Source organism: Exiguobacterium sp. s166 (assembly GCF_018618855.1).
Lineage (GTDB): Bacteria > Bacillota > Bacilli > Exiguobacteriales > Exiguobacteriaceae > Exiguobacterium_A.
In genome coordinates, this window is the sequence record NZ_JACSMU010000001.1 from 1 (window position 1) to 21,582 (window position 21,582).

Annotated in this window: 22 protein-coding genes; 4 read left to right on the top strand and 18 right to left on the bottom strand. The window is 45.4% G+C overall.

Going from position 1 to position 21,582, the window contains the following annotated elements; all coding sequences use genetic code 11:
- Window positions 1–91, top strand: a 91-nt coding sequence (locus KNP93_RS00005) for an IS3 family transposase (RefSeq protein ID WP_214853438.1), incomplete at its 5' end; no start/stop codon positions are given.
- Between the two features lie 63 nt (window positions 92–154).
- On the opposite strand, the gene KNP93_RS00010 is transcribed toward KNP93_RS00005, so the two are convergent.
- Genes KNP93_RS00010 through KNP93_RS00020 form a run of 3 tightly spaced genes read right to left on the bottom strand, consistent with a single transcriptional unit; the run spans window position 155 to window position 2,704 of the window.
- Window positions 155–550, bottom strand: coding sequence for a ribonuclease HI family protein (locus KNP93_RS00010; protein WP_114595601.1), 396 nt, complete (start codon window positions 548–550; stop codon window positions 155–157).
- Window positions 543–1,502 (bottom strand): CobW family GTP-binding protein, encoded by a 960-nt coding sequence (locus tag KNP93_RS00015; protein ID WP_165871609.1) that lies wholly within the window; start codon window positions 1,500–1,502, stop codon window positions 543–545. Before KNP93_RS00015 ends, KNP93_RS00010 begins: the two co-directional genes overlap by 8 nt.
- 11 nt (window positions 1,503–1,513) lie before the next feature.
- Window positions 1,514–2,704 carry an HD domain-containing protein gene (locus KNP93_RS00020; protein WP_165871608.1) on the bottom strand — a complete coding sequence of 397 codons (1,191 nt, stop codon included), beginning with the start codon at window positions 2,702–2,704 and terminating at the stop codon, window positions 1,514–1,516.
- 147 nt (window positions 2,705–2,851) lie between these two features.
- On the opposite strand from KNP93_RS00020, the gene KNP93_RS00025 reads away from it, so the two are divergent.
- Window positions 2,852–3,334 (top strand): hypothetical protein, encoded by a 483-nt coding sequence (locus tag KNP93_RS00025; protein ID WP_131502507.1) that lies wholly within the window; start codon window positions 2,852–2,854, stop codon window positions 3,332–3,334.
- Window positions 3,335–3,592: 258 nt separating this feature from the next.
- Here KNP93_RS00025 and KNP93_RS00030 read toward each other — a convergent pair whose 3' ends face one another.
- The 10 genes from KNP93_RS00030 to yvfG form a co-directional block, all read right to left on the bottom strand.
- Window positions 3,593–4,174 (bottom strand): deoxycytidylate deaminase, encoded by a 582-nt coding sequence (locus KNP93_RS00030; protein ID WP_165871607.1) that lies wholly within the window; start codon window positions 4,172–4,174, stop codon window positions 3,593–3,595.
- 52 nt (window positions 4,175–4,226) lie between these two features.
- Complete coding sequence (locus tag KNP93_RS00035) at window positions 4,227–5,447, bottom strand: toxic anion resistance protein (RefSeq protein ID WP_131502509.1); 1,221 nt, start codon at window positions 5,445–5,447, stop codon at window positions 4,227–4,229.
- Window positions 5,434–6,180, bottom strand: a complete 747-nt coding sequence (locus KNP93_RS00040) for a 5-bromo-4-chloroindolyl phosphate hydrolysis family protein (protein WP_131972549.1) — start codon at window positions 6,178–6,180, stop codon at window positions 5,434–5,436. The genes KNP93_RS00035 and KNP93_RS00040 overlap by 14 nt, the downstream gene beginning before the upstream one ends.
- Window positions 6,181–6,447: 267 nt before the next feature.
- Entirely contained in the window at window positions 6,448–7,794 is a 1,347-nt protein-coding gene (locus tag KNP93_RS00045) for a sodium-dependent transporter (RefSeq protein WP_131972548.1), read from the bottom strand.
- A 196-nt stretch (window positions 7,795–7,990) separates the two neighbouring features.
- Window positions 7,991–8,875: a diacylglycerol/lipid kinase family protein gene (locus tag KNP93_RS00050; protein ID WP_131502512.1), complete on the bottom strand. Its 885-nt coding sequence runs from the start codon at window positions 8,873–8,875 to the stop codon at window positions 7,991–7,993.
- Window positions 8,872–10,389, bottom strand: coding sequence for an ABC transporter permease/substrate-binding protein (locus KNP93_RS00055; protein ID WP_131972547.1), 1,518 nt, complete (start codon window positions 10,387–10,389; stop codon window positions 8,872–8,874). Before KNP93_RS00055 ends, KNP93_RS00050 begins: the two co-directional genes overlap by 4 nt.
- Window positions 10,386–11,117 (bottom strand): ABC transporter ATP-binding protein, encoded by a 732-nt coding sequence (locus KNP93_RS00060; protein WP_214852618.1) that lies wholly within the window; start codon window positions 11,115–11,117, stop codon window positions 10,386–10,388. The genes KNP93_RS00055 and KNP93_RS00060 overlap by 4 nt, the downstream gene beginning before the upstream one ends.
- A 145-nt stretch (window positions 11,118–11,262) precedes the next feature.
- Complete coding sequence (locus KNP93_RS00065) at window positions 11,263–11,469, bottom strand: hypothetical protein (RefSeq protein ID WP_012370627.1); 207 nt, start codon at window positions 11,467–11,469, stop codon at window positions 11,263–11,265.
- 60 nt (window positions 11,470–11,529) lie between these two features.
- Window positions 11,530–12,141 carry an NUDIX hydrolase gene (locus tag KNP93_RS00070; protein WP_214852621.1) on the bottom strand — a complete coding sequence of 204 codons (612 nt, stop codon included), beginning with the start codon at window positions 12,139–12,141 and terminating at the stop codon, window positions 11,530–11,532.
- On the bottom strand, window positions 12,138–12,359 hold the full coding sequence (gene yvfG, locus KNP93_RS00075) for a protein YvfG (RefSeq protein WP_131502515.1): 222 nt from the start codon (window positions 12,357–12,359) through the stop codon (window positions 12,138–12,140). Before yvfG ends, KNP93_RS00070 begins: the two co-directional genes overlap by 4 nt.
- Before the next feature lie 89 nt (window positions 12,360–12,448).
- Between yvfG and KNP93_RS00080 the strand changes: the two genes are divergently transcribed.
- Window positions 12,449–14,023 carry an FAD-dependent monooxygenase gene (locus KNP93_RS00080; RefSeq protein WP_131502516.1) on the top strand — a complete coding sequence of 525 codons (1,575 nt, stop codon included), beginning with the start codon at window positions 12,449–12,451 and terminating at the stop codon, window positions 14,021–14,023.
- A 31-nt stretch (window positions 14,024–14,054) separates the two neighbouring features.
- Window positions 14,055–14,363 (top strand): hypothetical protein, encoded by a 309-nt coding sequence (locus KNP93_RS00085; RefSeq protein ID WP_131502517.1) that lies wholly within the window; start codon window positions 14,055–14,057, stop codon window positions 14,361–14,363.
- Window positions 14,364–14,440: 77 nt separating this feature from the next.
- Here the strand turns inward: KNP93_RS00085 and gpsB are convergent, their stop codons facing one another.
- From gpsB to KNP93_RS00110, 5 genes are all read right to left on the bottom strand, one after another.
- Window positions 14,441–14,767, bottom strand: a complete 327-nt coding sequence (gene gpsB, locus KNP93_RS00090) for a cell division regulator GpsB (protein WP_131972545.1) — start codon at window positions 14,765–14,767, stop codon at window positions 14,441–14,443.
- A gap of 5 nt (window positions 14,768–14,772) precedes the next feature.
- Window positions 14,773–15,333 (bottom strand): SLOG family protein, encoded by a 561-nt coding sequence (locus tag KNP93_RS00095; protein WP_131502519.1) that lies wholly within the window; start codon window positions 15,331–15,333, stop codon window positions 14,773–14,775.
- Entirely contained in the window at window positions 15,330–16,511 is a 1,182-nt protein-coding gene (locus tag KNP93_RS00100) for a ribonuclease H-like domain-containing protein (RefSeq protein WP_131972544.1), read from the bottom strand. Before KNP93_RS00100 ends, KNP93_RS00095 begins: the two co-directional genes overlap by 4 nt.
- The gene (locus tag KNP93_RS00105; RefSeq protein WP_214852624.1) at window positions 16,508–18,772 is read right to left on the bottom strand and encodes a DEAD/DEAH box helicase; all 2,265 of its coding nucleotides are present in this window, start codon (window positions 18,770–18,772) and stop codon (window positions 16,508–16,510) included. Before KNP93_RS00105 ends, KNP93_RS00100 begins: the two co-directional genes overlap by 4 nt.
- A 106-nt stretch (window positions 18,773–18,878) precedes the next feature.
- On the bottom strand, window positions 18,879–21,557 hold the full coding sequence (locus KNP93_RS00110) for a transglycosylase domain-containing protein (protein WP_214852628.1): 2,679 nt from the start codon (window positions 21,555–21,557) through the stop codon (window positions 18,879–18,881).
- Between the last annotated feature and the right edge of the window lie 25 nt (window positions 21,558–21,582).

A 21,582-nucleotide genomic window follows, 5' to 3' on the forward strand; every position in this document is an offset into this window, starting at 1 on the left:
TATCGAGTACTATAACCATCGTCGTATTAAGAGACGACTAAAAAACCTGAGCCCGGTGGAATACCGGACTCAGGTCCTCAAGGTCGCCTGACGAATTATTTATTGTCTAACTTTTTTGGTTCAGTTCAAGATCCGGTCAGCTTTTTGGTTGATGTTAATATTCATTTAACGCGTCTTTTGCCACACGATCGGCTTTGTTTTCTGATCGTGGAATCCACTTGACGAAAGCAAGCGGTAAACGGGAAAATCGCTCAAATGCCGGATCAAAATAGATTTGAATCCGTTTGTTTTTAGCAAATTCGCGTTCGACCGCCAACGAAACTGCTTCTGAATCCGTTCGGAAAGAAAATACACTTTCCCCTTGTGCCAATAATTCTTCTGCTAATTCGACGGCTTTTAAAAACGCCTGAAATTCAGCTTCATGATTATTCTCAGCCGTAATTCTAAACGTCCGTTCGATGACCTGACCTTCTGAATTTTTGCAAAAAATCCCGACTGCCGCATCATCATTCGAGGGACGGACTGCTCCGTCAAAATATAACTCAACCATGTTCTCTCGCCGCCTTTATACCTTTTCGAATCGCTTGTTCATCTAAATTTTTTCCGATGAAGACCAGCGTTGTTTGTTTCAATCCTTCAAATTCACCACGTGTTGCCGTTCCGTAAATCATGCCTGTTCCTTGTAAAATGATTTTCCGATTCGTATCCGAGAAATGAATGATTCCTTTATAACGATATAAATCTTCCGCATACGCTTCGAGAATTTCCCGAAGAACGGCACCAAAGCGTTGCCGGTGCAACGGGAATTGTTCTGTAATCGTCAACGCGGTGAAGGACTCCGCTGCTTTCTGCATACCGTCTGTTTGTTGTGCCAGCCGCTCTTCTTCCTGCTTCGGGAAATGAAACGTTTCGAATAACTGTTGAATCGGCGTGTCCGATTCGATCGTCGGTAGAATCAATGCCGTTGGATTTAGTTCCGATAACCGTTTGGCTGCCACCGTGACCTCGTCCGCCGAAATCAAATCGGTTTTATTTAACAACAAAGTGTCTGCAAAGCCGATTTGACGGACATTTTCTTCAAACGTCAATTGCCGTTCCAGTTGATAGGCATCGACGACTGTAATGACACTCGAGATGTGATACTGTTGCTCGACTGCCGGTTCAAAGTAAAACGTCTGTAAGATAGGACCCGGATCGGCAATCCCTGTCGTTTCGACAATCAAACGGTCAAAGACCATCTCACCGTCCCGTCTTTTTTTAGCAATACGGAGCAACGCATCCCGCAAATCACCACGAATGGAACAGCAGATACAGCCGTTTGTGAGTTCAATGACTTCCTCGTCACTGCGTTCGATTAGCGCCTCATCGATGTTTACGGCACCTACTTCGTTGACAAGTAAAGCCACTTTTTCAATCGGACTCGCAACAATCCGGTTCAATAATGTTGTTTTCCCTGCCCCTAAAAAGCCGGTTACGAGGGTTGTTTGAATTCGTGCTGACATGTGTTCACTCCTTAAGTTAACTGCGACTGCCGCCATTTTTCTTTTCGTGCATCCAGTAAGTCGATGGCATGTAAATACCAGGCGTCTGTCGTCTGCGGGGTGACGCTTGATCCCCACTCTTTTTTGCCATGATGCGATAAAATCATATGCATCAACCGGTGGTACTGATCAACCGGAAGTCGGACAGCTTCTGTTTGTAGCGCTTGTTCCAGAACAAAACATCCATATGGCATATGTCCCATTAACACACCGTTCGGATCTAAAGCAATACCGGACAGTTTTTCATCGACCGGTTCCGCTTGGACCAAACGGGAAAAACGGTCATCGCTCGCTCCGAGATGGGTATATTCAAAGATTTTTCCAATATCATGCAACAAAATCCCCAACAGTAATTCATCCTGGTGTGGACGTTCGTTCAACAAGGCAATCGAACGTGCAGCCTGATACAAGGCATCAAAACTGTCATCCCAGGCAAACTGACGCATATCCCGTTCACCCGCCTGGAACAAGTCGTTTTTATGATCCGCTTCGGCTTCTTGAATACATTGTAAGAGCGTCAAGTCCGGCCGTTCCGATTGACAGATTCCAAAACCAATCGTCATCATACAAGCCGTATGTTTCAACAATCCGCCAATATAGGCATGGTGATGATACAATGCCGCCGGGCGGGTCGAAAAATCTTCCCAATATGTCGATAAAACACGGTGTGCCACTTGTCGAAGCGGCGCCTGCATCTCGTCGATCAGACCAATTAATTGATTACGATAGTCACGTGCAGATTCACCGGCAGGCATTTGCGGTAAAAATGCCGTACCGGATTGATCGTGAACGGCTTTCACCCGCTGGACGGTTAATGACTTGTTACCGGAATCAGCGGGATATTCTTCGACTTTGGCAGAGACATGCACGATACCGGTCTCAAGATAAGGACGCATCGCCTCTTCCGCTGTCACTTGGTTCAACCATTGTTTTCCTTTACATGCACCACTTGGAGAGTTGAAGGTAAATTGTAACCATTCACGACCTGTCTGGCTCGTTTTAATTTCAGCCGATGCGACAAGTAGGGTTTCTTCTACCTGTTCTCCCGGAACATGATTGGAAATCAGAAAGCCTGATGTCGTCTCCGTTCCTTCGAGTGGATAGTCTTGTCCGCTATAAACCGGCATCTCATGCTCTGGAATGGCTTTAAATAATCGAATCATCGTCAACACTCCTCTCATTTACTCTGCCTTTCATGATAACAAATCTTTTCTGTTCCTGCATATGTTAAAACATTCATTGTAAGCGCTTCATTTATGATTTAAAATGACAAGTGAAGACAAATTATCCATGATAAGGAGGAATGCCGGATGATTTTTTCATTATCGACTTGTTATGACATGGTTCAAGATTCAGCATCGGAGCCGAATCCATCTACCGTAACACGTGAACAACTTCGCCAAGCCGTCTCTGTTTATGATCCGCTTGTTCTGAAGGAACCTTGTTTGTTACACCAACTCATATATCGAGAAATGGTCTTAGCATGTCAACAGGTTGAAGCACTTGGTTTATCGCTTGATGCTACTCCTGTTAAGCTATTGATTATATCCTCATTTAATCCGGGAGCGGGTTTCGGTGCGGATGAAATCAATCAGATGTCCTATACAACATTAAAACGGCAACTCGCAACGAACGATGTCGTTTTCTCGCGGTTCATCCAACAACTGTTTCTTCATCAAACACAACCGGACATTCTCTGCCAACGTTTGCTGACGGTGTTAGCCGGCGCGACAGCGAAAAAGGCGCTCATTCGAGCCGAGCGGCTTCAAACTTCTTGGTCTATTCTGCAGTAATCATACAAAAAGTCCTGACTCAAATGAGTCAGGACTTTTTTCAACGACCTGGCATTCCAGCTCCTTGATAGACAATTCTAATGAAAATGCGGCATTCCGCTTCGTCATATTCTATATACATCATTGCAGAATATTGGAAATATGTCAATTTATTTTTCAAAAAAAAGTGGGACAACTTCGTCTGAAGTTATCCCGAATGGAAGAGTGAATAATTACCATGGCAATGCTTAATTTCATAATACAATGTGATGGAAGCGTTTACAAGTCTTTATCGAAAATTCTTTCAAGAAAATATTCTTCTGTTAAGGGACGATGAAGCACTTCAATCCCGCTTTGACGCATGAGTGTTAATCCATCCCCATATTCATATCCTGTCGAATAAACAACACGGTCGATTTTTGAAGCAATCAAAGCTAAACTGCAGGCATGGCATGGACTGTGGGTTACGTATGCTGTCGCATGACGGGCACTGGTCGAATCTGCCGCCAGTTTTCCGAGTGCATTGATTTCAGCGTGAATCTCATTCATCTTCGACCACTCATGGTGTTCTTCCTGATTGTCACAGCGGTGAAACATTTGACCGTTATGTACGATAGACAAGTCAGGATGCTTTTGACTTTGTCCTTCTGCTGCGGATTTATAAAGAATGTTATCTTGTTTTAAATACATTTCATTGCAGTTCATGTGTCCACTCGGTGTTCCGTTGATTCCGATTGAAATGGGTTTTTCATCCTTGACGATGACACAGGCAACGGATTTTGAAGCACATTTCGAATGCCGATCCGCCATCATCCGCGCAAACAAAAGCCAGGTCGTATCCCATTGATGTTGTTTTTTCATCATACGTCTCTCCTTTTTAAATAAACCACTAAGGAACACATAAATGTGTTCCTTAGTAAGGACGGTTTGGTAATTCACGATTTTTTGAAGCCACTTCCATGACTTTTTGTTTTAATTCATTTTCCATTCGTTCCAGCTCATGTTCCGCATCACGACGTTTTTGTTTACCGTCCTGTTGAATCCGTAACGTTTCGTCCAACGTTTCAATCAGATTTTGATGCGCCACTTTCAAGGATTCGACCGATACGATTCCTTTTTCATTTTCTTCTGCAATCTCGATGGAAGAATCTTTTAGAAGCCGCGAATTTTGTTCCAGTAATTGATTGGTCGTATTCGTGACGTCTTTCTGCATCTGCAAGGCAGTTTTTTGCCGTGATAGACTCAGCGAAAGCACCACTTGGTTTTTCCAGAGTGGAATCGTATTAACGACCGCCGATTCAATCTTTTCTGCTAAGATTTGATTGTTTTGCTGAATTACACGAATTTGCGGAGCCATTTGTAAACTGATCGTCCGCGATAGTTTTAAATCGTGAATTTTCTTTTCGAATCGATCGGCAAGCTGAATCATATCATTCAACTCCTGTAACCGGGTCTGATCCTGTGACCGTTCGACTTCCATCCGTAACGGTTCGATTTCATGTTCTCTGACGTGTGCGATTTTTGTTTCCCCTGCTGCAATGTAGAGATTCAATTCTTCGAAGTATCGTTTGTTTTTTTGATACATTTGATCAAGCAACGTAATATCTTTCATCAGACCAAATTTGGACCGATCCAGATTATGGACGACTTCTTCCAGATAAGCACTCATTTTTTCATACTGTAAAAAGTACGTTTCTGCTTTTTTCTTCGCCCGACCGATGACCGGAACATTTGACCAGAAACTTTTCTTTTCCTGTAACGTGTCAGGATCCATCTGACGCACCCGCTGCATTAAATCCGACAACAGCTTCCCGGCATCACCGCCGTCTTTCATTTTCACTTCACTCAACACTTGATCTGAAAACTGTGACAATTCGCGTTGAACCGGTGCTCCGTACTGCATGACGGCATCTGATTTTTTTAAATCGATGACTTGAAGTAACCGTTCAATTTTTTGGCGTTGTTCGACCGGAACGTCGCTTGGAATCATGTCTTCAACCGGACGGACCGGTACAGAGGGTTGGGATGAAGTTTCCGCAAGATTTAAATCAACGGACGGATCTGAAATCGTCGGTTGTGTCGTTGATTCTTCCTCCGGCCATTGTTGCCAGCTATTGTTATCAGAATGGGTCATGTTTATAACTCTCCTCCTGTTTTCGTTGTTCTGACTCTTGTGCCAAAACCTTTTCAATCGTCAACAATTCACGTTCTAAATCTACCGTATCGCCTTCCAACAACAGTGTTTGCTGTTGTTTTAGTTTTTCAGCGATGAGTTTTAGGTTGGATTGTAATTGTTCTCGTGTCTCCATTTGAACTTGCGCCCCTCGTCGTTCGAGGTCCGCAAATTTTTCTGAAATCGAGAGCAGGGAATCTAAATAGAATGTAAAGAAATCACGGACTTTTTTGACTTCACGCGGCGCTGTAAATAGTTCTTCAAACAAGACATGGGCTTCACGGGAAACGATCCGCATCTCGGACCGGATTTCACTATCACGAATCGTCGGAATGATTTGATCAAAGGATTGAAGTTTGACGAATCCTTCTTCGACTGTTCGTTGTAAGACCTGAAGCTCTAAGTCATCCGTTTCATCAAATCTGCGTGTTGCTTGTTCTGGTTTTAAGATGACACTTCCAACAAACTCGTCTTCGTCATCCAGTAACAGTTTCTTTTTAACGTTTTTTCGTTTTAACTCCGTTGATTTCCGTTCAGTCCGATACCGCTTTCCCGGTTTAGCGCGATAACCGCTCCAGATGAACCAGAGACCTAATGCAATGAAGATACCGGAAAAATTCAAGGCATCCGCCACTTGAAGAAATACGAACATCAGACCGATTGATCCAAGGACCCACCATGTAGAAGGCTTCATTTCATCACCACCCCTTTTGATTGTTTCTTCTATCTGTCTTCAAGTTAGTTATTTATTACTTATATCTTACCATTACGAATCATATAACAAAAAGTTTCCCGTTTTAGCGAAATGTTAGTCCTCTGTATTTCTTATTTCACCATAATCTTTGACGTGTTGCATCCGCCTCAAGTTTGATTTCTGCGACCTTACCCAAAACAAAAAAAGCCCATCCGCAAAAAAATGCAGACGGACTTTTTCAAAAGACAAGTAGTTACTATATGTTCCTTAAGAACCGAACAACGGCCAAATCAAGATAATCAAAATCGCAACCGGACTCAGATAACAAATACTAAAACGCCAGAATGGCAGTAAGCGTTTCATCATCGGGCTTGTCACAAGTTCTTGTTCAACCAGGGTCCGGTCCAATTTAAATCCGGCAAAAAATGAAATCAACAAGGCACCAATCGGCATAAGGATATTGGAAACGGTAAAGTCCATCCAGTCAAAAACCGTTTTATCCATCCATGTGATGTCAGCTGCCATACCAAATGAAAGAGCCGATGGAATACCGATTACCCCGATTAATATCGTGGCAATGATCGTATTTCGTTTTTTATCCCGGAACGTTGCGGTTTCTTTCCGGTCCGTAATAGCGGACACCACCACTTCAAGCATCGCAATGGAAGAAGTGATCGATGCGAATGCAAACAAGAGGAAAAACAGGACCAAAAACAACGATCCGAATTGGATTTGACTAAACACCGTCGGCAGGACGATGAACAATAACGAAGGTCCTTCCGCCGGATCGAGACCGGATGCGAAAACAGCCGGGAAAATAGCGAATCCTGCAAGCAAAGAGACGACTACATTCAACGACACGATCCAGATCGCGGAACGATTGATTTGTCCCCGTTCCTTCATGTATGAAGCATAAGTCAGCATCGCTGATACGCCTAACGATAAAGAAAAGAATGCTTGCCCTAACGCACTAAGGACCGATGTCCGGTTTAAGGCGGAGAAGTCCGGTTCGATAAAGAAGCGGACTCCTGCCCCTGCGCCTTCAAGCGTCAACGAACGGACGACAAGAATAATGAAACACAGAAACAGTAGCGGCATCATGATTTTACTCATTTTTTCGATTCCTGCCTGTACGCCGCGTAAGACGATCACGCATGTAATGAGCAAGAAGATCAGCTGTCCAGTAATGGCGTAAGCGGGAGAACCGGAGACTGTCGCAAATAATTCACCCAAATCGGCTCCGTTCATCGCCGTTAAATTACCGGAAAATCCTAACACGATATAGATGAGTACCCAGCCACCGATGACACTGTAAAACGAGAGTAACAGAAAACAGGCGATGACACCGAGCCAACCAATAAACGTATATTTTTTATGACCAAGCTCTGAAAAAGCCTGTAACGCTGTTTTTCCACTTGTCCGACCGATTAAAAACTCTGCAATCAGGACCGGTAATCCGAGCAAGAGCGTAAAGGCTAAAAATAATAATAAAAATGCCCCACCTCCGTTTGTTCCCGTTGTATAGGGAAACTTCCAAATGGCGCCCAGCCCAATCGCTGATCCAGCTGCCGCTAAAATAAATCCGACCTTCGAAGCCCATGCATTTCCTTTCATGGCACTCGACCTCCTTTTCAAAAATACTTTTCCATTGTACAAAAGTTCGTCCGGGAAGTCATCCTTTATCAAACATTTTCTTTAAAGCGTCAAAGCATAACCGCATATTCGCGATAAATCGAATGGATTTTAAGATAAAAAAATCGAAGTCCGCGTAATGGACTTCGATTAGTAAATGTTTCAATTGATGGACACTTTATACTAATGTATCGATTCGACCACTGTACATCTTTAAATATTCCGGTAATACTTTGACTTCGATTGGCGAATGCATCGCCTTTTCTCCATCCGTATCAATGACTTTCGGAGAGTCGGTTTTTAGAGTGAAACCGCTAGTCAAAACATGCGTAAACGACGGTTCCGTCGCTAGACCGATTTTTTGTAAGATGACATCGCGGATCGTCGTCAAGTTCACTTCGTCGACGATTACGAGATCCAGTTTTCCATCATTGTAAGCCCCTTGCGACAGGTTGGTTTCAATGCCGCCAAGTGATTCGCCGTTCGCTGCTAAAATCAAGACCGCTTCCCCGGTCATTTTTTGACCTTCCGCTAACTCCAGTTCGTACGAAAAAGGCTCTGCTTCCATACTCGACCGGATTGTCGAGAGGTAATATCCCATTTTACCCAAGCGTGCTTTTTCTTCCGTATCAATCCCGATGGACGCTTCCGCAACAAGACCCAGACCAACGAAGTTCAAGAAGTACGTATCATTGACTTGACCAAGATCGACTTCGACGATTTGCTGGGTCGCAATCATCTCAGCGGCTAGTCTTGGAACCATCGGCAAGCCCAAAGTCCTTGCAAAATCGTTACATGTTCCTCCTGGAATGATACCGAGAATCGGACGGTTTTCTAGTTTCGCAATCCCGTTGATGACTTCAAAAACTGTTCCGTCTCCGCCAATGACGACGAGCGCGTCAAAACCATCCGCTTCTTCTGCGAAACGTAAGGCATCGAGGGCTTGAGCCGTCTGACGGATGACGATTTCATCAAACATCGCTGCCAACGGATCAATCACATCCTGTAAAAGTCCGGCGCGGTTCGTTCCTGCCGTCGGGTTACTGATCAATAATAATCTCATTTCAAAATTCCTTCTTTCCGTAAATAGTCGCGTGCGACTTCGCTCGCTGTTTTTCCACCATAAGCGACCGCTTCATTCATTTTCGACATCTCACTATCGGAAATTTTTCCGTCCAACTGTTTTAATGCCTGTTCGACTTCCGGATACTCATCTAACGTCTCTTGACGAAGAAGAGGTGCTCCCTCGTAAGGCGGGAATAACTGTTGATCGTCTTCCAGGACAACCATATTGTATTTTGCGATTTCCGGATCGGTCGAATAGGCATCAATGACTTGGATGTCTCCCGACTCTACAGCTTTATACCGTAATTTCGGCTCCATCGTCACTACTTCTTTAAAATTAACGCCGTACTTTTCCTGGATCCCTTTGTAACCGTCTTGACGATCTTTAAATTCTAATGTGAATCCGGCTTTTAATTGATCCGCCACTTGCTGTAAATCGGAAATCGTCTTTAATTTGTATTGATCCGCTACTTTTTTCGGAACGGCAACGGCATACGTATTGTTGTAGTTCATCGGTGGCAGTAATGCCAGTTTTTGTTTGACAAGTCCGTCGCGTGCCTGTTCAAAGACGGCTTGTTTATCGTTTGAGACCGGCTTTTCGTTGGTTAGACTGGCAAGGACTGTTCCCGTGAATTCCGGATATAAGTCAATGTCGCCGGACTGTAAGGCTTTATAGACAAATGTCGTTTTTCCGAAGTTCGGTTTGACTTGGACATTCAAATCCGTCTGGTCTTCGATGACTAATTTGTACATATTCATCAGAATTTCTGGTTCGACACCTAATTTACCGGCAACGACCAAATCCGGTTGTTCGGTCCGTCCGAGCGCAAACGGAGTGATGATCAATGTCGCGATTAAAGCAAGTGCGACGACGAGTCGACCCGTTTGGCGTTTTTTTGTAGCAACTTCCGTCTGTCTTAACAACGCATCAAACAAAAGTGCCAACAAAGCGGCAGGAATTGCACCGAGTAAGAGAAGATAATTATCGTTCCGATCAATCCCGAGCAGAATAATTGAGCCGAGTCCTCCGGCACCAATCAAAGCGGCAATCGTCGCTGTCCCGATAATCAGGACCATTGCTGTCCGGATGCCGGCCATCATGACGGGTAAAGCGAGCGGCAACTCGACTTTCATCAGGCTTTGCATCGGTGTCATCCCGCAAGCACGTGCCGCTTCTTTCAAGGAAGGGTCTACTTCCGCCAAGCCGGTGTACGTATTACGAACAATCGGAAGAAGAGCATACAAAACAAGAGCGATGACTGAAGGAACCGTCCCGATTCCAACGAGCGGAATCATCAAGCCAAGCAACGCAAGTGAAGGAATCGTTTGGATGACTGACGTGACGCCGATTGACCATTCACTGAATTTTTGATGCCGCGACAGATAAATGCCGAGGGGAATTGCAATCAGACAGGCAATCACAAGTGATAGAACAGACAGTTGAATATGTTCAATTAAAGCCTGCAGTAATTCAGCTTTCCGGTCCTGATACGTCTCAAACAATCCTGTCATTGGAAAGTCCCCCTGACTTGCCCCATGAACTCTTGAACGAATTCATCCTTACTGGCCAAGATTTCTTCTTTTGTCCCGATTAAAACGATCTCGCCCTCGTTCATTAAACAAATCCGGCTGCCGAGTTTTAACGCTTCATTCATGTCATGGGTTACGAATAAGATTGTTTTACCGAGTTCTGCGTTCAATCGCAATAAATCATTTTGTAATTGATCTCTCGAAATCGGATCGAGTGCCGAGAACGGCTCATCCATTAAGATGACGTCTTGTTCTGCCGCTAACGCCCGCATGACACCGACGCGTTGTTGTTGTCCGCCTGAAAGTTCACCCGGATACTTTTTTCTTAAATTCTCATTTAATCCTGTGAGTTGGAACAAGGTATGGACACGTTCTTCCACCTTCTTTTTGTCCCACTTCAGTAAATGCGGCACGACACTTACATTTTCTTCGATCGTCATATGCGGAAATAAGGCAATTTGCTGAAGCACGTAACCAATTTGACGACGTAACTCATGTTCGTCGATCGACATAATCGGTTGACCATTTATCCAAATTTGTCCTTCCGTATGATCAATCAACCGATTGACCATTTTCATCGTTGTTGTTTTCCCACAACCGGACGGACCAATCAGACAAAAGATTTCCGCCTGATTGACTGTAAAGTTTAAATCGCGGACCGCTTTCGTTCCATCTGGATATGTTTTTCCAACTGCTTTAAATTCAATCACGTACGATCCCTCCAACACCTTAATGTAATCAAGTCTATTCTTTAATTATCTTTGTAAAATTTCCCTCATTTAACTTTTCTGAAACCTGCTTTACAAGAATGGAAAACACAAAAAAACCGGCAGAAGATTCTGTCCGGTTCGCTGTTTATTTTGTTTTACGCTCTAATAATTCAATCTCTGATTTGATCAAAACTTGTTTTTCGAATTCAAAACCGAGAGATTCAAAGTTTTTAGTATGCGAGAGGTCACCCACTACTGTATTGGTTAATACAGCTGTGACTTCTGCCACCCAACCTTCTTTTGTTTTTACCATATCACCGACGATATAATCAAATAACTCTTCTTCTTCCATCTTCTTCATCTCCTGACACGTTCAGATATTCTTAATCATATAAAAGAACCTGTGAAAAAGCTAGTATTGCGTCAACGTCCGTAACATCTGCCGTAAAATTTTGGCTGTCAGCCCCCAAATTAAATACTCTTCATGTTCATAAAAATGTTCGACCGTTTTATACGTCCGGTCGACGTATGCATCACGATTCGCCAGACGATCCGTCGGCACGGTTTTACCGGGACGAATTCGCCACTCCATTTCGCCTTGAATCGGTTCCGCTGCAAGTAAGTCAGCGAGCGCTACATAAAAGATGTGGTCGACTTCCATCGGGGATGGGTCGATTTCCTCCGCTGTCAGAATGCCGAGGTACGGATAGATGATGGAGCGATTGGGAGTCACGAGTGGTTCCAATGTCCCGATGATCTCAATATCCGTAAAACTGACGTTCAGTTCTTCCACCGTTTCACGAATCGCCGCTTCTCTTGGTTGTTCGCCCGGATCAATCCTTCCACCCGGAAAAGCAATTTCTCCCGGTTGCGATCGTAACGTCTTCGCCCGAACTTGGAACAACAGATGCACTTCTCCGTCCCGCTCCACTAAAGGAACTAAAACTGCAGCGGCATTTTTAGGAAGTTGTTCCGTCGAAGACGTAAATGCACGCTTGACATCATTTAATTGGAAATCCTTCATCGTGTTTCCTGTGCCACTTTCTGATACGCTTCTTCGAGATGGCGCATCCGAACGATTAAATCGGCATTTTTGGCAATTCGATCCGCTAAAATTGATCCGGCTACAACCTTATAATAGGCATTTAACGCTTGAATTTTAGTCATGTACGCTTCGTTTTGCTGCATGTATTCTCTAAAGTTAGTCACCAAACGTTCTGTCGTAAATAATTGCTCGTTCACTGCTCTCATCCTTTCAGACGGTTTGCCGTCCAGTCGATAGTTTAATGGTAGCGAGTTTCGGCTAAGAAGTAAAATAAGGGGGGCTATCCGTGAAGAAAAAAATAGATGTACTGATCATTGGGGCTGGACCGACCGGCTTAACATTAGCGCTTGCCTTGTCCCGTTACGGACTGACGTTTCGAATCATCGAACGCGCAAGCGGTCCATCTGTCGTTTCAAAAGCAATCGGCATTCAGGCCCGGTCGCTCGAATTGTTTGCACGCCTTGGTGTAGCGGATGCTTTGATGGAGAATGCCATTAAAATCAATCAAGGGAACTTATATGTTAATGGAGCCTGGCAGGCCAAACTTGATTTTACGGATTTAAATACACCGTTTCCTTTCGTCACGTTGTTGCCGCAAAGCGAAACAGAGCGTATTCTTGAAACGCGTTTAAAAGAAGACGGTCATACGGTCGAACGTGAAACAGAGTTGACCGGCTTCGCACAATTTCCGACGTTCGTTACCGCATCGATTCGAAAAAACGATGTCACGGAAACCGTTGATGCTTCTTTTATCATCGGGGCGGATGGAGCCAACAGCTTCGTCCGGCGCGAACTCGGACTTCCGTTCAGCGGTAAGTCTTTTAAGGAATCTTGGGCACTGGCCGACATTGAAGTCGATTGGCCATTATCTTCCGAAGAAGTGCATATCTTCTTCTCTGATCATGGTGTCATTGAATCCTTCCCACTTCAGTCGAATCTTTTCCGGATAACAGGAAACCTGACAAACGGGACTGTCCCGACCGATCATTCTGCCATTGAAGATTTCTTAAAAAATCGCGCAAAGGTTCCATTTACATTGAAGAAGGTCCACTGGTATTCCATGTTCCGGGTGCACAACCGAATCATTGAAAAATTCGGGCACCACCGGATTTATTTAATAGGTGACGCTGCCCATATCAATTCACCGGTTGGCGGGCAGGGCATGAACACCGGAATCGCCGATGCGATGAATTTAGCCTGGAAACTTTGGTGTGTTCACCGCTTCAAGGCAAGTTTCCCCTTACTCGATTCTTACAGCGTCGAGCGGCGTGAAGCGGCACGCGGTATTCTACGTTCTACGAACCTCGCGACTGAATTATTACAGATTAACGTTCCATTTTTACTACCGCTCCAGGAAAAAGTCATTCGGAACAGCCTAAAGATTACACCGTTACATCACTACGTCACGAACCGGATCGCGCAACTTAACAGCAACTATCAAACGTCACGGTTGTTTGTTACACAAGGACGGTTCCCTCTTTTGACACCACGTCCGGGAGAACCGATGCCTTATAGTGAAGTCGTGAATCCGCGAACGAAAAAAAATGAACTGTTATTACGGCGTGCGGACCGCAATTTCCTGCTCTTGCTGTTTCTCCCCCGGGAAGCGAACGAACAAATTCTCCTGCCGTTTAAGGAATTAGCTTATTCTTATCCAGATCTGTTTGAGACCGTTCCGATTCATCAGGAACTGAAAGACGACGGTGTCGTCGACCAAGGTGGCGAACTCGCCCGGAAGTTCGGAATCAAACAAGCCGGTCTCTATTTGATTCGACCAGACGGGTACATTGCGTATCGTCAACAAGGTTTGAAGATTCAATCCTTCTCACGTTATCTTGAACGTTTACTTTATGCCCGTTAAGAACGTATGATAAAGATGAGGTGAGATTTTCATGGACTTTAATACGATTCGGATTATATTGATTGTAGTACTTGTTTTATGTTTTCTCTTCATCGTGACACGGCGGACAAAAGAATCGTTGCGTTGGGTGCTGTTAGGCGAAGAGTTTGGAGAAAAGGGAGAACGGTTGGCCCGTGATCATGACCGGCTCGAACAAGCAGGACTTCATGTCCGGATGGAACGCGGCGTCAAAACATCGTTTCTGTTCCGTAGATTCAGTAAGGATTTAGATGATCGTGTAGCACTTTATGTCTTAAAAGAAGAGTTACCGGAAGTAGAAGTGCTTTTGCATCGTTCGTAATACGAAAAACGGATTCTCTATGCAGAGAATCCGTTTTTTCATGCATACCATGATATTTGCTATAAGTAAGACAGAAATCAATCTTCTTGATGGGGACGTCCAAAAACTGCTTTTTCAAGATTAGAAATCCGGCGCAACATATCGTAGTTTGACGAATTAGATGGTGGAGCCGTCACTTCCGGTTCCACTCTTCGTTCTTCCCGTTTGAAACCGACAGAAGAAGATGATGAAGATTTCGCTTCTTCTAGTTCTCGTTTTAAACGCTCGATTTCCCGTTCAAATCCTTCATAATCTTTGATGACTTGATCAAGATAACCATCGACATCTTCAATCACATATCCGCGTAGTCCGGTTTTGAACTCTTTTTTGTAAATATCATCTGCTGTCAATAACGGCTTATACATATGCTTCACTCCCACTGTTCATTGTAGTTCTGCTCTTGTTCCATCATCGCTAAATCATCTTGCGTAATCAGAAACAATTGATAATCTGAACGTTCCATCTCTAGTTTAGCACGTTCCACTAAATACTTGGCGGATCCACCGTGTTCTTCATCATAGACAGACAACAATCCCTGACTCTTTTGAATCATGAATTCTGTTTTATTTCGGAACTGGGATGGATTTTCATACGGTTTTTGACTGATGGCATCCACGAAGTCCGCTTGATTCAACACAGCCAGGTATTGCGCTTGAACCGGCTCTTTCCATTTTGACTCTTGTTCCAAAAAAGGAAGCAGGATTCCCAACCGTATTTCCGGATACTCCTGTTTAAGTTCCAGAATGACTTCACATGCCCAAAGTTCACATCCCGGCGTGGCACTTGTAATGAACCAGGTCGTACCCATGTCTTCGATCAAACGGATTATCCGTTCCCGATAAGCAGCTTTCAAAATGTTGATTCCTGGATGTTTTTGATCAAAAATCCCGAGTTCCGTCGGTTTATATCCTGTTACTGCGACGACATTCATCCGCGACACTTCCTTTGCAGGCGTAAGCTCCGATGGGCTAACTCAGCAGACAATCGTTCTCGCCGCGAAGCTAACAACTGCTGGTTTTCCAATAGACGTTTGGCTTGTTCAGTATAATCATAAGCAACGGATGGTTGTTTGGCAATGTGCTCGGCCCATTTTGCCAGTTCGATGAATCCTTCATACGTTTCACTTTTTTCAAAGCAGATTTTGGCCTTCTCATGTTGGTGCAATTTTTTATATAAGCGCCCTTGACGCAACCAGCCTTGAGCCGTCAATTCGTCAGCTTGTCCAAAATGTTCGGCGGATTGTTCATTTATACCTAAATCCGCTAACCAGACCCCGATATTCTCACGGATCCGTGACGTGGCTTCTTGACGGTGCGTCACGAGCCGATTACATTCATCATATAAACTCACCAGTGTTAAACAATCGTGCAGATGATGTTCAAGTACGCCTTCCATAATCGCCGGATTCTGGTGTTCAACATATTGAAAATAATGCATCGGCGCTAAAAATCCCGGTAAATCATCTGTTCGTTCAAATCCGATCCGCTCTTCCATCGCCGTCAAGCGGAACGAATCGTACAGACCTTTGAACATTCGCCGGCAGACATGGAGTAAGTCCAAATGACCGACTTTCGGCAGACGGGGAACACGTTCGCGGACAAAGACATGACGTGTCTTAATCTGCGGCCAATCAAAACTTTTTCCGTTGTAGGTGACGAATCGGACATCATCCCCGATATCATGCAGAAAATGGTGATAGAGAGCCGCCTCATAATGCGGGTGCGGTAAAAAATACTGCCGCATCAGCAACTCCCCCTGTTCAAAGCGGGCAAATCCGAGCAAAAAAATCGTCGTCCCCGTTCCCTTTAATCCGGTCGTCTCCGTATCGAAAAATATGACCTGTTCGAGCGGGACATCGAGGGCGAGTGGCGGATGCGGCAACTGCAACGATTCAAACACTTCGGCATACGAACGATGTCCATGTTTGGCTTCCAGTGGATACCGGTGATCGATCCGGACAATCCATTCCTCTTCAAACGTGAGGATATCTGCTCCTCGATCCAGCCATGCGGTTTGTTCCGCTGATGTCATTTGCTCCTGATCCGTCGATGAGGAGCTTGTCGGCTCGGTCTCGGTCGTCTTCAACATCCGTCTCAGCTTATTTTTCATGATAATTCCTTCTCCATTTCAGCTAGCATTCTGATTGTCCGCTCTTTTTCATCAGACAAACCAATCATTCCGATACACGCCGGACAACCATCCTGACAAGGACAGGTCTCGATCGAGTCCCGGGCAGCCCTTAGCATGACACCACGTTGTTTGTAAATCGATTCTGCCAATCCGACACCACCAGGATAACGGTCATACAAATAGATGGTCGGTTTTTGTGTATGCGTCGCTTTGACCTGGGGCACAACGAAGACATCACTGGCATCACACATCAAATACAGCGGGGCGACACGTCTTAAGCTGTTCGCGACGCCTTCGATGACTTGTTCCAGTTCCGTACTCGAGGAAGCTTCTTCCGGCAACGAAAACCAGACACCCGTCGTGTGAATTTCCCGTTCCGGAAGATGAATCGGACCTGATCCGATGTTTTCATGTGTTCCGAACTTTATTTTCTTGAACATCGTGGCCATACCGCGGACACTGACATCCCCTCTGGCGACACTGAAATCTCCGTTCGTGTAACTGTCATCCTCATCGAGCACGGAAAGTTCGACTGAAAAATTGGCATCTGTATAGTAATCGACGTCGACGGCACGAACAAAGGCTTTTTTCTCTTCAAAATCCAAGACCTCGACCTGATATTGATCCGCCCCATGTAAATAGATGGCTTCATCGTGCAACAGGGTCATCGCGCTGAACGTATCCATTTCTCCGATAACACGATTCGGGACTTCTGTTTGGTCCACGATGATGACATTTTCCTGATCACTGGATCGCAGAGAAATACCATGAGCCGGAAACGCATCATTCATCCAATAATAACGTTCCCCGCGTTGATGCAAAACACGTTCTTCGACCAGGTATTCGAGGATATCTTCTGTCTCCAATGTCCCGAACGTCTCGCCCTGCCGGAACGGCAGTTCAAATGCCGCACATTTAATGTGATCGACTGCAATAATCAGATTATCTGGGTCGAGCCGTGCCGCTTCCGGTGATTGATTTAAAAACAATTCAGGACGTTCGGCGACATACTGATCGAGCATCCCGGAAGAAGCGACTAAGATGATCAACGCGTCGTCTTGTCGTCGACCGGCTCGACCGGCTTGTTGCCATAACGAAGCAATCGTTCCCGGATAACCGTTCATGATACAGACTTGTAGTTGCCCGATGTCGACACCGAGCTCTAACGCATTCGTCGAAACGATTCCGGTGATTTCACCTTTACGCAACCGTCTTTCAATATCCCGGCGTTCACTCGGAAGATATCCGCCTCGATATCCTTCAATTGATTTCGGTCCCAGTTCAAACCGGATCAAACTTCGGAGATAGGTCAATAACACTTCGACCCGTACCCGTGAGCGGGCAAAAACAATCGTTTGGAATTTCTTTTTAATAAATCGCGATGCCAATTGTTTTGTCTCAAGGGTTGCCGAACGACGGATACCAAGCTGTGCATTGACGATTGGTGGTTGATAGACGATAAAATGTTTCCGACCGGTTGGTGCCCCGTTGTCGTCAATCAATTGGACTTTTTTCTCTGTCAAACGTTCCGCTAATTCTTGCGGATTGGCAATCGTTGCACTTGTCATGATAAAGATCGGATCACTTCCATAATAAAGGCAGATCCGTCGCAACCGGCGAATGACATTCGCTACATGGCTTCCAAATACCCCACGATACGTATGCAGTTCATCAATGACGATATGCGATAGATTTTCAAACAATTCAATCCATTTCGTATGGTGTGGCAAGATTCCGGAATGCAACATATCCGGATTCGTAATGACGATGTTCCCGGCTTTTCGAACTTTTGTCCGAATCGTCGGTGATGTATCCCCATCGTACGTAAAACAACGGATCGGCGCTTCCATCTCATCAATCAGCTCCAACAACTCACTGTTTTGATCTTGGGCCAATGCTTTAGTCGGATACAGATACAGTGCCCGTGCATTCGGATTTTCTAAGAGATGGGATAAAATCGGTAAATTAAAGCAATAGGTTTTCCCTGAAGCCGTCGGTGTTACAATCACCGTTGATGCACCGCTTTGGACGGTTCGAAACGCTAATTCCTGATGGCGATACAACGATGTGATGCCTCTGCCTTCCAGTGCCTGGCGTAAACGCTCCGGCATCGCTTTCGGAAACGGTTCATAACGTCCGGCAGTCGCTTCCATCGTTTTCATATATGTGACACGTTCCATGAAGGAACGATCGGCTTTTAATTCTTCTAAATAGGTAACAAGTGATTGTCTTGATTCCATTGCCCCACTTCCTTCCTGACCTCCATTATACAAAAAAAGAGAAGCAAGACCGAAGAAACGGGTGTGTTTCTTCGGTCTTATCTTCTTCAAGTAATCTCTTTACTCGTTATTGCTGATTTTCTGATTCTGATTGTTGCTCGGCGGGCGCATTATCCTGACCGCGCCCTTGGTTGCCGTTTGATGAATTTCCTCTGTCCGACTGAGTAGATGCTCCGTCGCTTGAGGCTGGCTCATCCGTTGCCGGTTGATCTGTTGCCGGCTCATCTGTTGCCGGTTCGTCCGTTGCCGGTTCATCCGTTGCCGGTTCGTCCGTTGCCGGTTCGTTCGTCGTCGGTTCATCCGTTGTCGGCTCGTCCGTCGTCGGTTCGTCCGTTGCCGGTTCATCCGTTGTCGGTTCGTCCGTTGTCGGTTCATCCGTCGTCGGTTCGTCCGTCGTCGGCTCGTCCGTCGTCGGCTCGTCCGTCGTCGGTTCTTCTGTTTCGACGTCTGCAACAGTCACAGTCGTTGATACCGGACCAGACTGTTCCCCGGATGCTTTCGCAACGACTGTGAACGTCGTCCGACCCGGATCAAGTCGATTAATGCCCATCCGATTCGTTGAGCTGGTGCCAAGCACCGACTGTTTTCCATCCGGATCCGTCATCGTCACTTCAAACGACACGCTGTCATAGCCGTTTGTCCGAAGGGCAGAATCATTGTAACTCCATGTCAGTTCACCAGACTCCGAGTCTTCATTGTAAGATGCTTGTAAGCCAGTCGGAGCTGGTACTGCCTTTTTTTCGACAACCGGCTCTTTTGTCCCTTTGACATACAGTTCCTCCCCGATACTGAGGACAGAACTCGGTTGCTCAAACGGAGCAGGTGTCCGGTCACGCGTTTTCGTGACAAAATCTTTCCAAATGTTTTGCGCCATCGTACTGTTTGTCGGTCCGCTTAAACCGGCACCGTTGTTGTTACCCGACTTCGTTGTTCCCGTCCAGACACTGATCGAGACATCAGAGGTGTAACCGGCAAACCAAACATCTTTGTAGGCATTGGTTGTTCCGGTTTTACCTGCTGCGTCAAAAGCAAGAGCGGCACTCGGGAACGTCCCGCCCGGTTTGAGAACATCACGTAACATATCCGTTAACATATAGGCTGTATAATCCTGCATTGCTTTTTTCGGTTTGACCGGTGATTTGATTTTTGAACCATCGCTGTATTCAATCGTTTTGATGATATGCGGTTTGATGTAGTCACCGCCATTACCAAGCGTCGCATAGGCAGAAGCCATTTGCGTCGTATTGAAGCCGTGTTTCATCCCGCCAATTGCATAAGCCGGTGAAATCGATTCGTCTTTTTCTAAACCTAATCCGGACTTAGCTGCAAAACTTTCAACCGTATCGCCGCCGATTTGTTGGAACGTTTGAATGGCAGGCGTATTGGCAGAAATCTTCAGCCAGTAGCGAATTGTATTTGTTCCACGGTAACCGTCATAGTAGTTGCCGATTTTTTTGCCGTTTACTTCTGTTTCCTGGTCGGTCATCATTTTAGCCGTTGACCATTTCTCATTTTCAATGGCTGGTCCATATGCGAAAAATGGTTTCGCTGATGAACCGGGTTGATGCGGTTCTTTGGCAAAGTTACGCCGCGAAGTGCCTGTACCCGGTTTTTTCCCGTCAACAATCCCTAAGATCTCACCCGTTTGTGTATTGACCGCCGTGGCCGCTGCTTCCGCGTAATCCGGCAACTGGACGACTTGATCTTTTTTAATCGCTTCGTTCATATAATCGTGCATCGGCTTATCAATTGATGTATAAACTTTCAATCCTTGACCGTAGATATCCTTGCCTTCTAAGCCAAAGACGTCTTCCAACTCTTGCGACACCATATCAAAGATGACGCTGTCGTAAGCCGCATCGTCTTTTGATTTTGGTGCTGGGTTGATCAATTTTGAAATCGGTTGATTGACTGCTTTATCACGTTGTTGTTGCGTGATGACACCTGTCGTCAACATCGCATCCAAGACTTGCGTTTGACGCCATTTCGTTAACTTCGGATCTCCTTGAATCGGATCGTAAGCCGATGGACGTTGCGGTAAGCCGGCAAGCATCGCCGCTTCTGCATAGTTCAACTTATCGACCGTCTTGTCGAAGTAGGCTTTTGAAGCCGTTTGAATTCCGTATGATTCTTGACCGTAATAGTTTTTATTCAAATACATCTCAAGGATCTGTTCTTTCGTGTAGTCCCGTTCCAACCGGATCGCTAACCATTGTTCCTGGACTTTCCGGGTAATGGTCTTGTCTGAACTTAAAAACGATTGTTTGATGACCTGTTGCGTGATCGTTGAAGCTCCCTCAGAACCAAAACCATCTGTGATGTTGGCAATGATGGCGCCGCCCAAGCGACGGAAGTCGATTCCGTTATGCTGATAGAAGCGTCGATCTTCGATTGAAATAAAGGCATCTTTTACGACATCAGGAACTTCTTTAATCGACACATACTCCCGACTCGTCCCACCCTTTTTGATTTCTTCTTTATTGCTCGCATAAATTTTTAGCGGGAGTGCATCACGTAACTTTGATTCATCAAGTTCCGGTGCGGTCGCGACAGCATATGCTGCGAATCCTCCACCTGCAATCATCATCAGGATGAACAATCCTGTCGCGATCAGTAGGAGCTTTTTCCAAAGTGGACCTTTACCGCCGGTCCCGCCTGATTTTTTCTTTTTCGGACGTTTTGTCCGATTCGTTTGTTTGGCTGACGTCTTCGTTTCTTCACGACGTGCGACACGACTTCTTTCCATATGCTATCCTTCTCCTTCAATCTGT

What these genes read in the sequence shown, in the direction of transcription:
- KNP93_RS00010 (WP_114595601.1), bottom strand. Translation starts at nt 550, where the DNA reads ATGGTTGAGTTATATTTTGACGGAGCAGTCCGTCCCTCGAATGATGAT.
- KNP93_RS00015 (WP_165871609.1), bottom strand. Translation starts at nt 1,502, where the DNA reads ATGTCAGCACGAATTCAAACAACCCTCGTAACCGGCTTTTTAGGGGCA.
- KNP93_RS00020 (WP_165871608.1), bottom strand. Translation starts at nt 2,704, where the DNA reads ATGATTCGATTATTTAAAGCCATTCCAGAGCATGAGATGCCGGTTTAT.
- KNP93_RS00025 (WP_131502507.1), top strand. Translation starts at nt 2,852, where the DNA reads ATGATTTTTTCATTATCGACTTGTTATGACATGGTTCAAGATTCAGCA.
- KNP93_RS00030 (WP_165871607.1), bottom strand. Translation starts at nt 4,174, where the DNA reads ATGAAAAAACAACATCAATGGGATACGACCTGGCTTTTGTTTGCGCGG.
- KNP93_RS00035 (WP_131502509.1), bottom strand. Translation starts at nt 5,447, where the DNA reads ATGACCCATTCTGATAACAATAGCTGGCAACAATGGCCGGAGGAAGAA.
- KNP93_RS00040 (WP_131972549.1), bottom strand. Translation starts at nt 6,180, where the DNA reads ATGAAGCCTTCTACATGGTGGGTCCTTGGATCAATCGGTCTGATGTTC.
- KNP93_RS00045 (WP_131972548.1), bottom strand. Translation starts at nt 7,794, where the DNA reads ATGAAAGGAAATGCATGGGCTTCGAAGGTCGGATTTATTTTAGCGGCA.
- KNP93_RS00050 (WP_131502512.1), bottom strand. Translation starts at nt 8,875, where the DNA reads ATGAGATTATTATTGATCAGTAACCCGACGGCAGGAACGAACCGCGCC.
- KNP93_RS00055 (WP_131972547.1), bottom strand. Translation starts at nt 10,389, where the DNA reads ATGACAGGATTGTTTGAGACGTATCAGGACCGGAAAGCTGAATTACTG.
- KNP93_RS00065 (WP_012370627.1), bottom strand. Translation starts at nt 11,469, where the DNA reads ATGGAAGAAGAAGAGTTATTTGATTATATCGTCGGTGATATGGTAAAA.
- KNP93_RS00070 (WP_214852621.1), bottom strand. Translation starts at nt 12,141, where the DNA reads ATGAAGGATTTCCAATTAAATGATGTCAAGCGTGCATTTACGTCTTCG.
- KNP93_RS00085 (WP_131502517.1), top strand. Translation starts at nt 14,055, where the DNA reads ATGGACTTTAATACGATTCGGATTATATTGATTGTAGTACTTGTTTTA.
- gpsB (WP_131972545.1), bottom strand. Translation starts at nt 14,767, where the DNA reads ATGTATAAGCCGTTATTGACAGCAGATGATATTTACAAAAAAGAGTTC.
- KNP93_RS00095 (WP_131502519.1), bottom strand. Translation starts at nt 15,333, where the DNA reads ATGAATGTCGTCGCAGTAACAGGATATAAACCGACGGAACTCGGGATT.
- KNP93_RS00100 (WP_131972544.1), bottom strand. Translation starts at nt 16,511, where the DNA reads ATGAAAAATAAGCTGAGACGGATGTTGAAGACGACCGAGACCGAGCCG.
- KNP93_RS00105 (WP_214852624.1), bottom strand. Translation starts at nt 18,772, where the DNA reads ATGGAATCAAGACAATCACTTGTTACCTATTTAGAAGAATTAAAAGCC.
- KNP93_RS00110 (WP_214852628.1), bottom strand. Translation starts at nt 21,557, where the DNA reads ATGGAAAGAAGTCGTGTCGCACGTCGTGAAGAAACGAAGACGTCAGCC.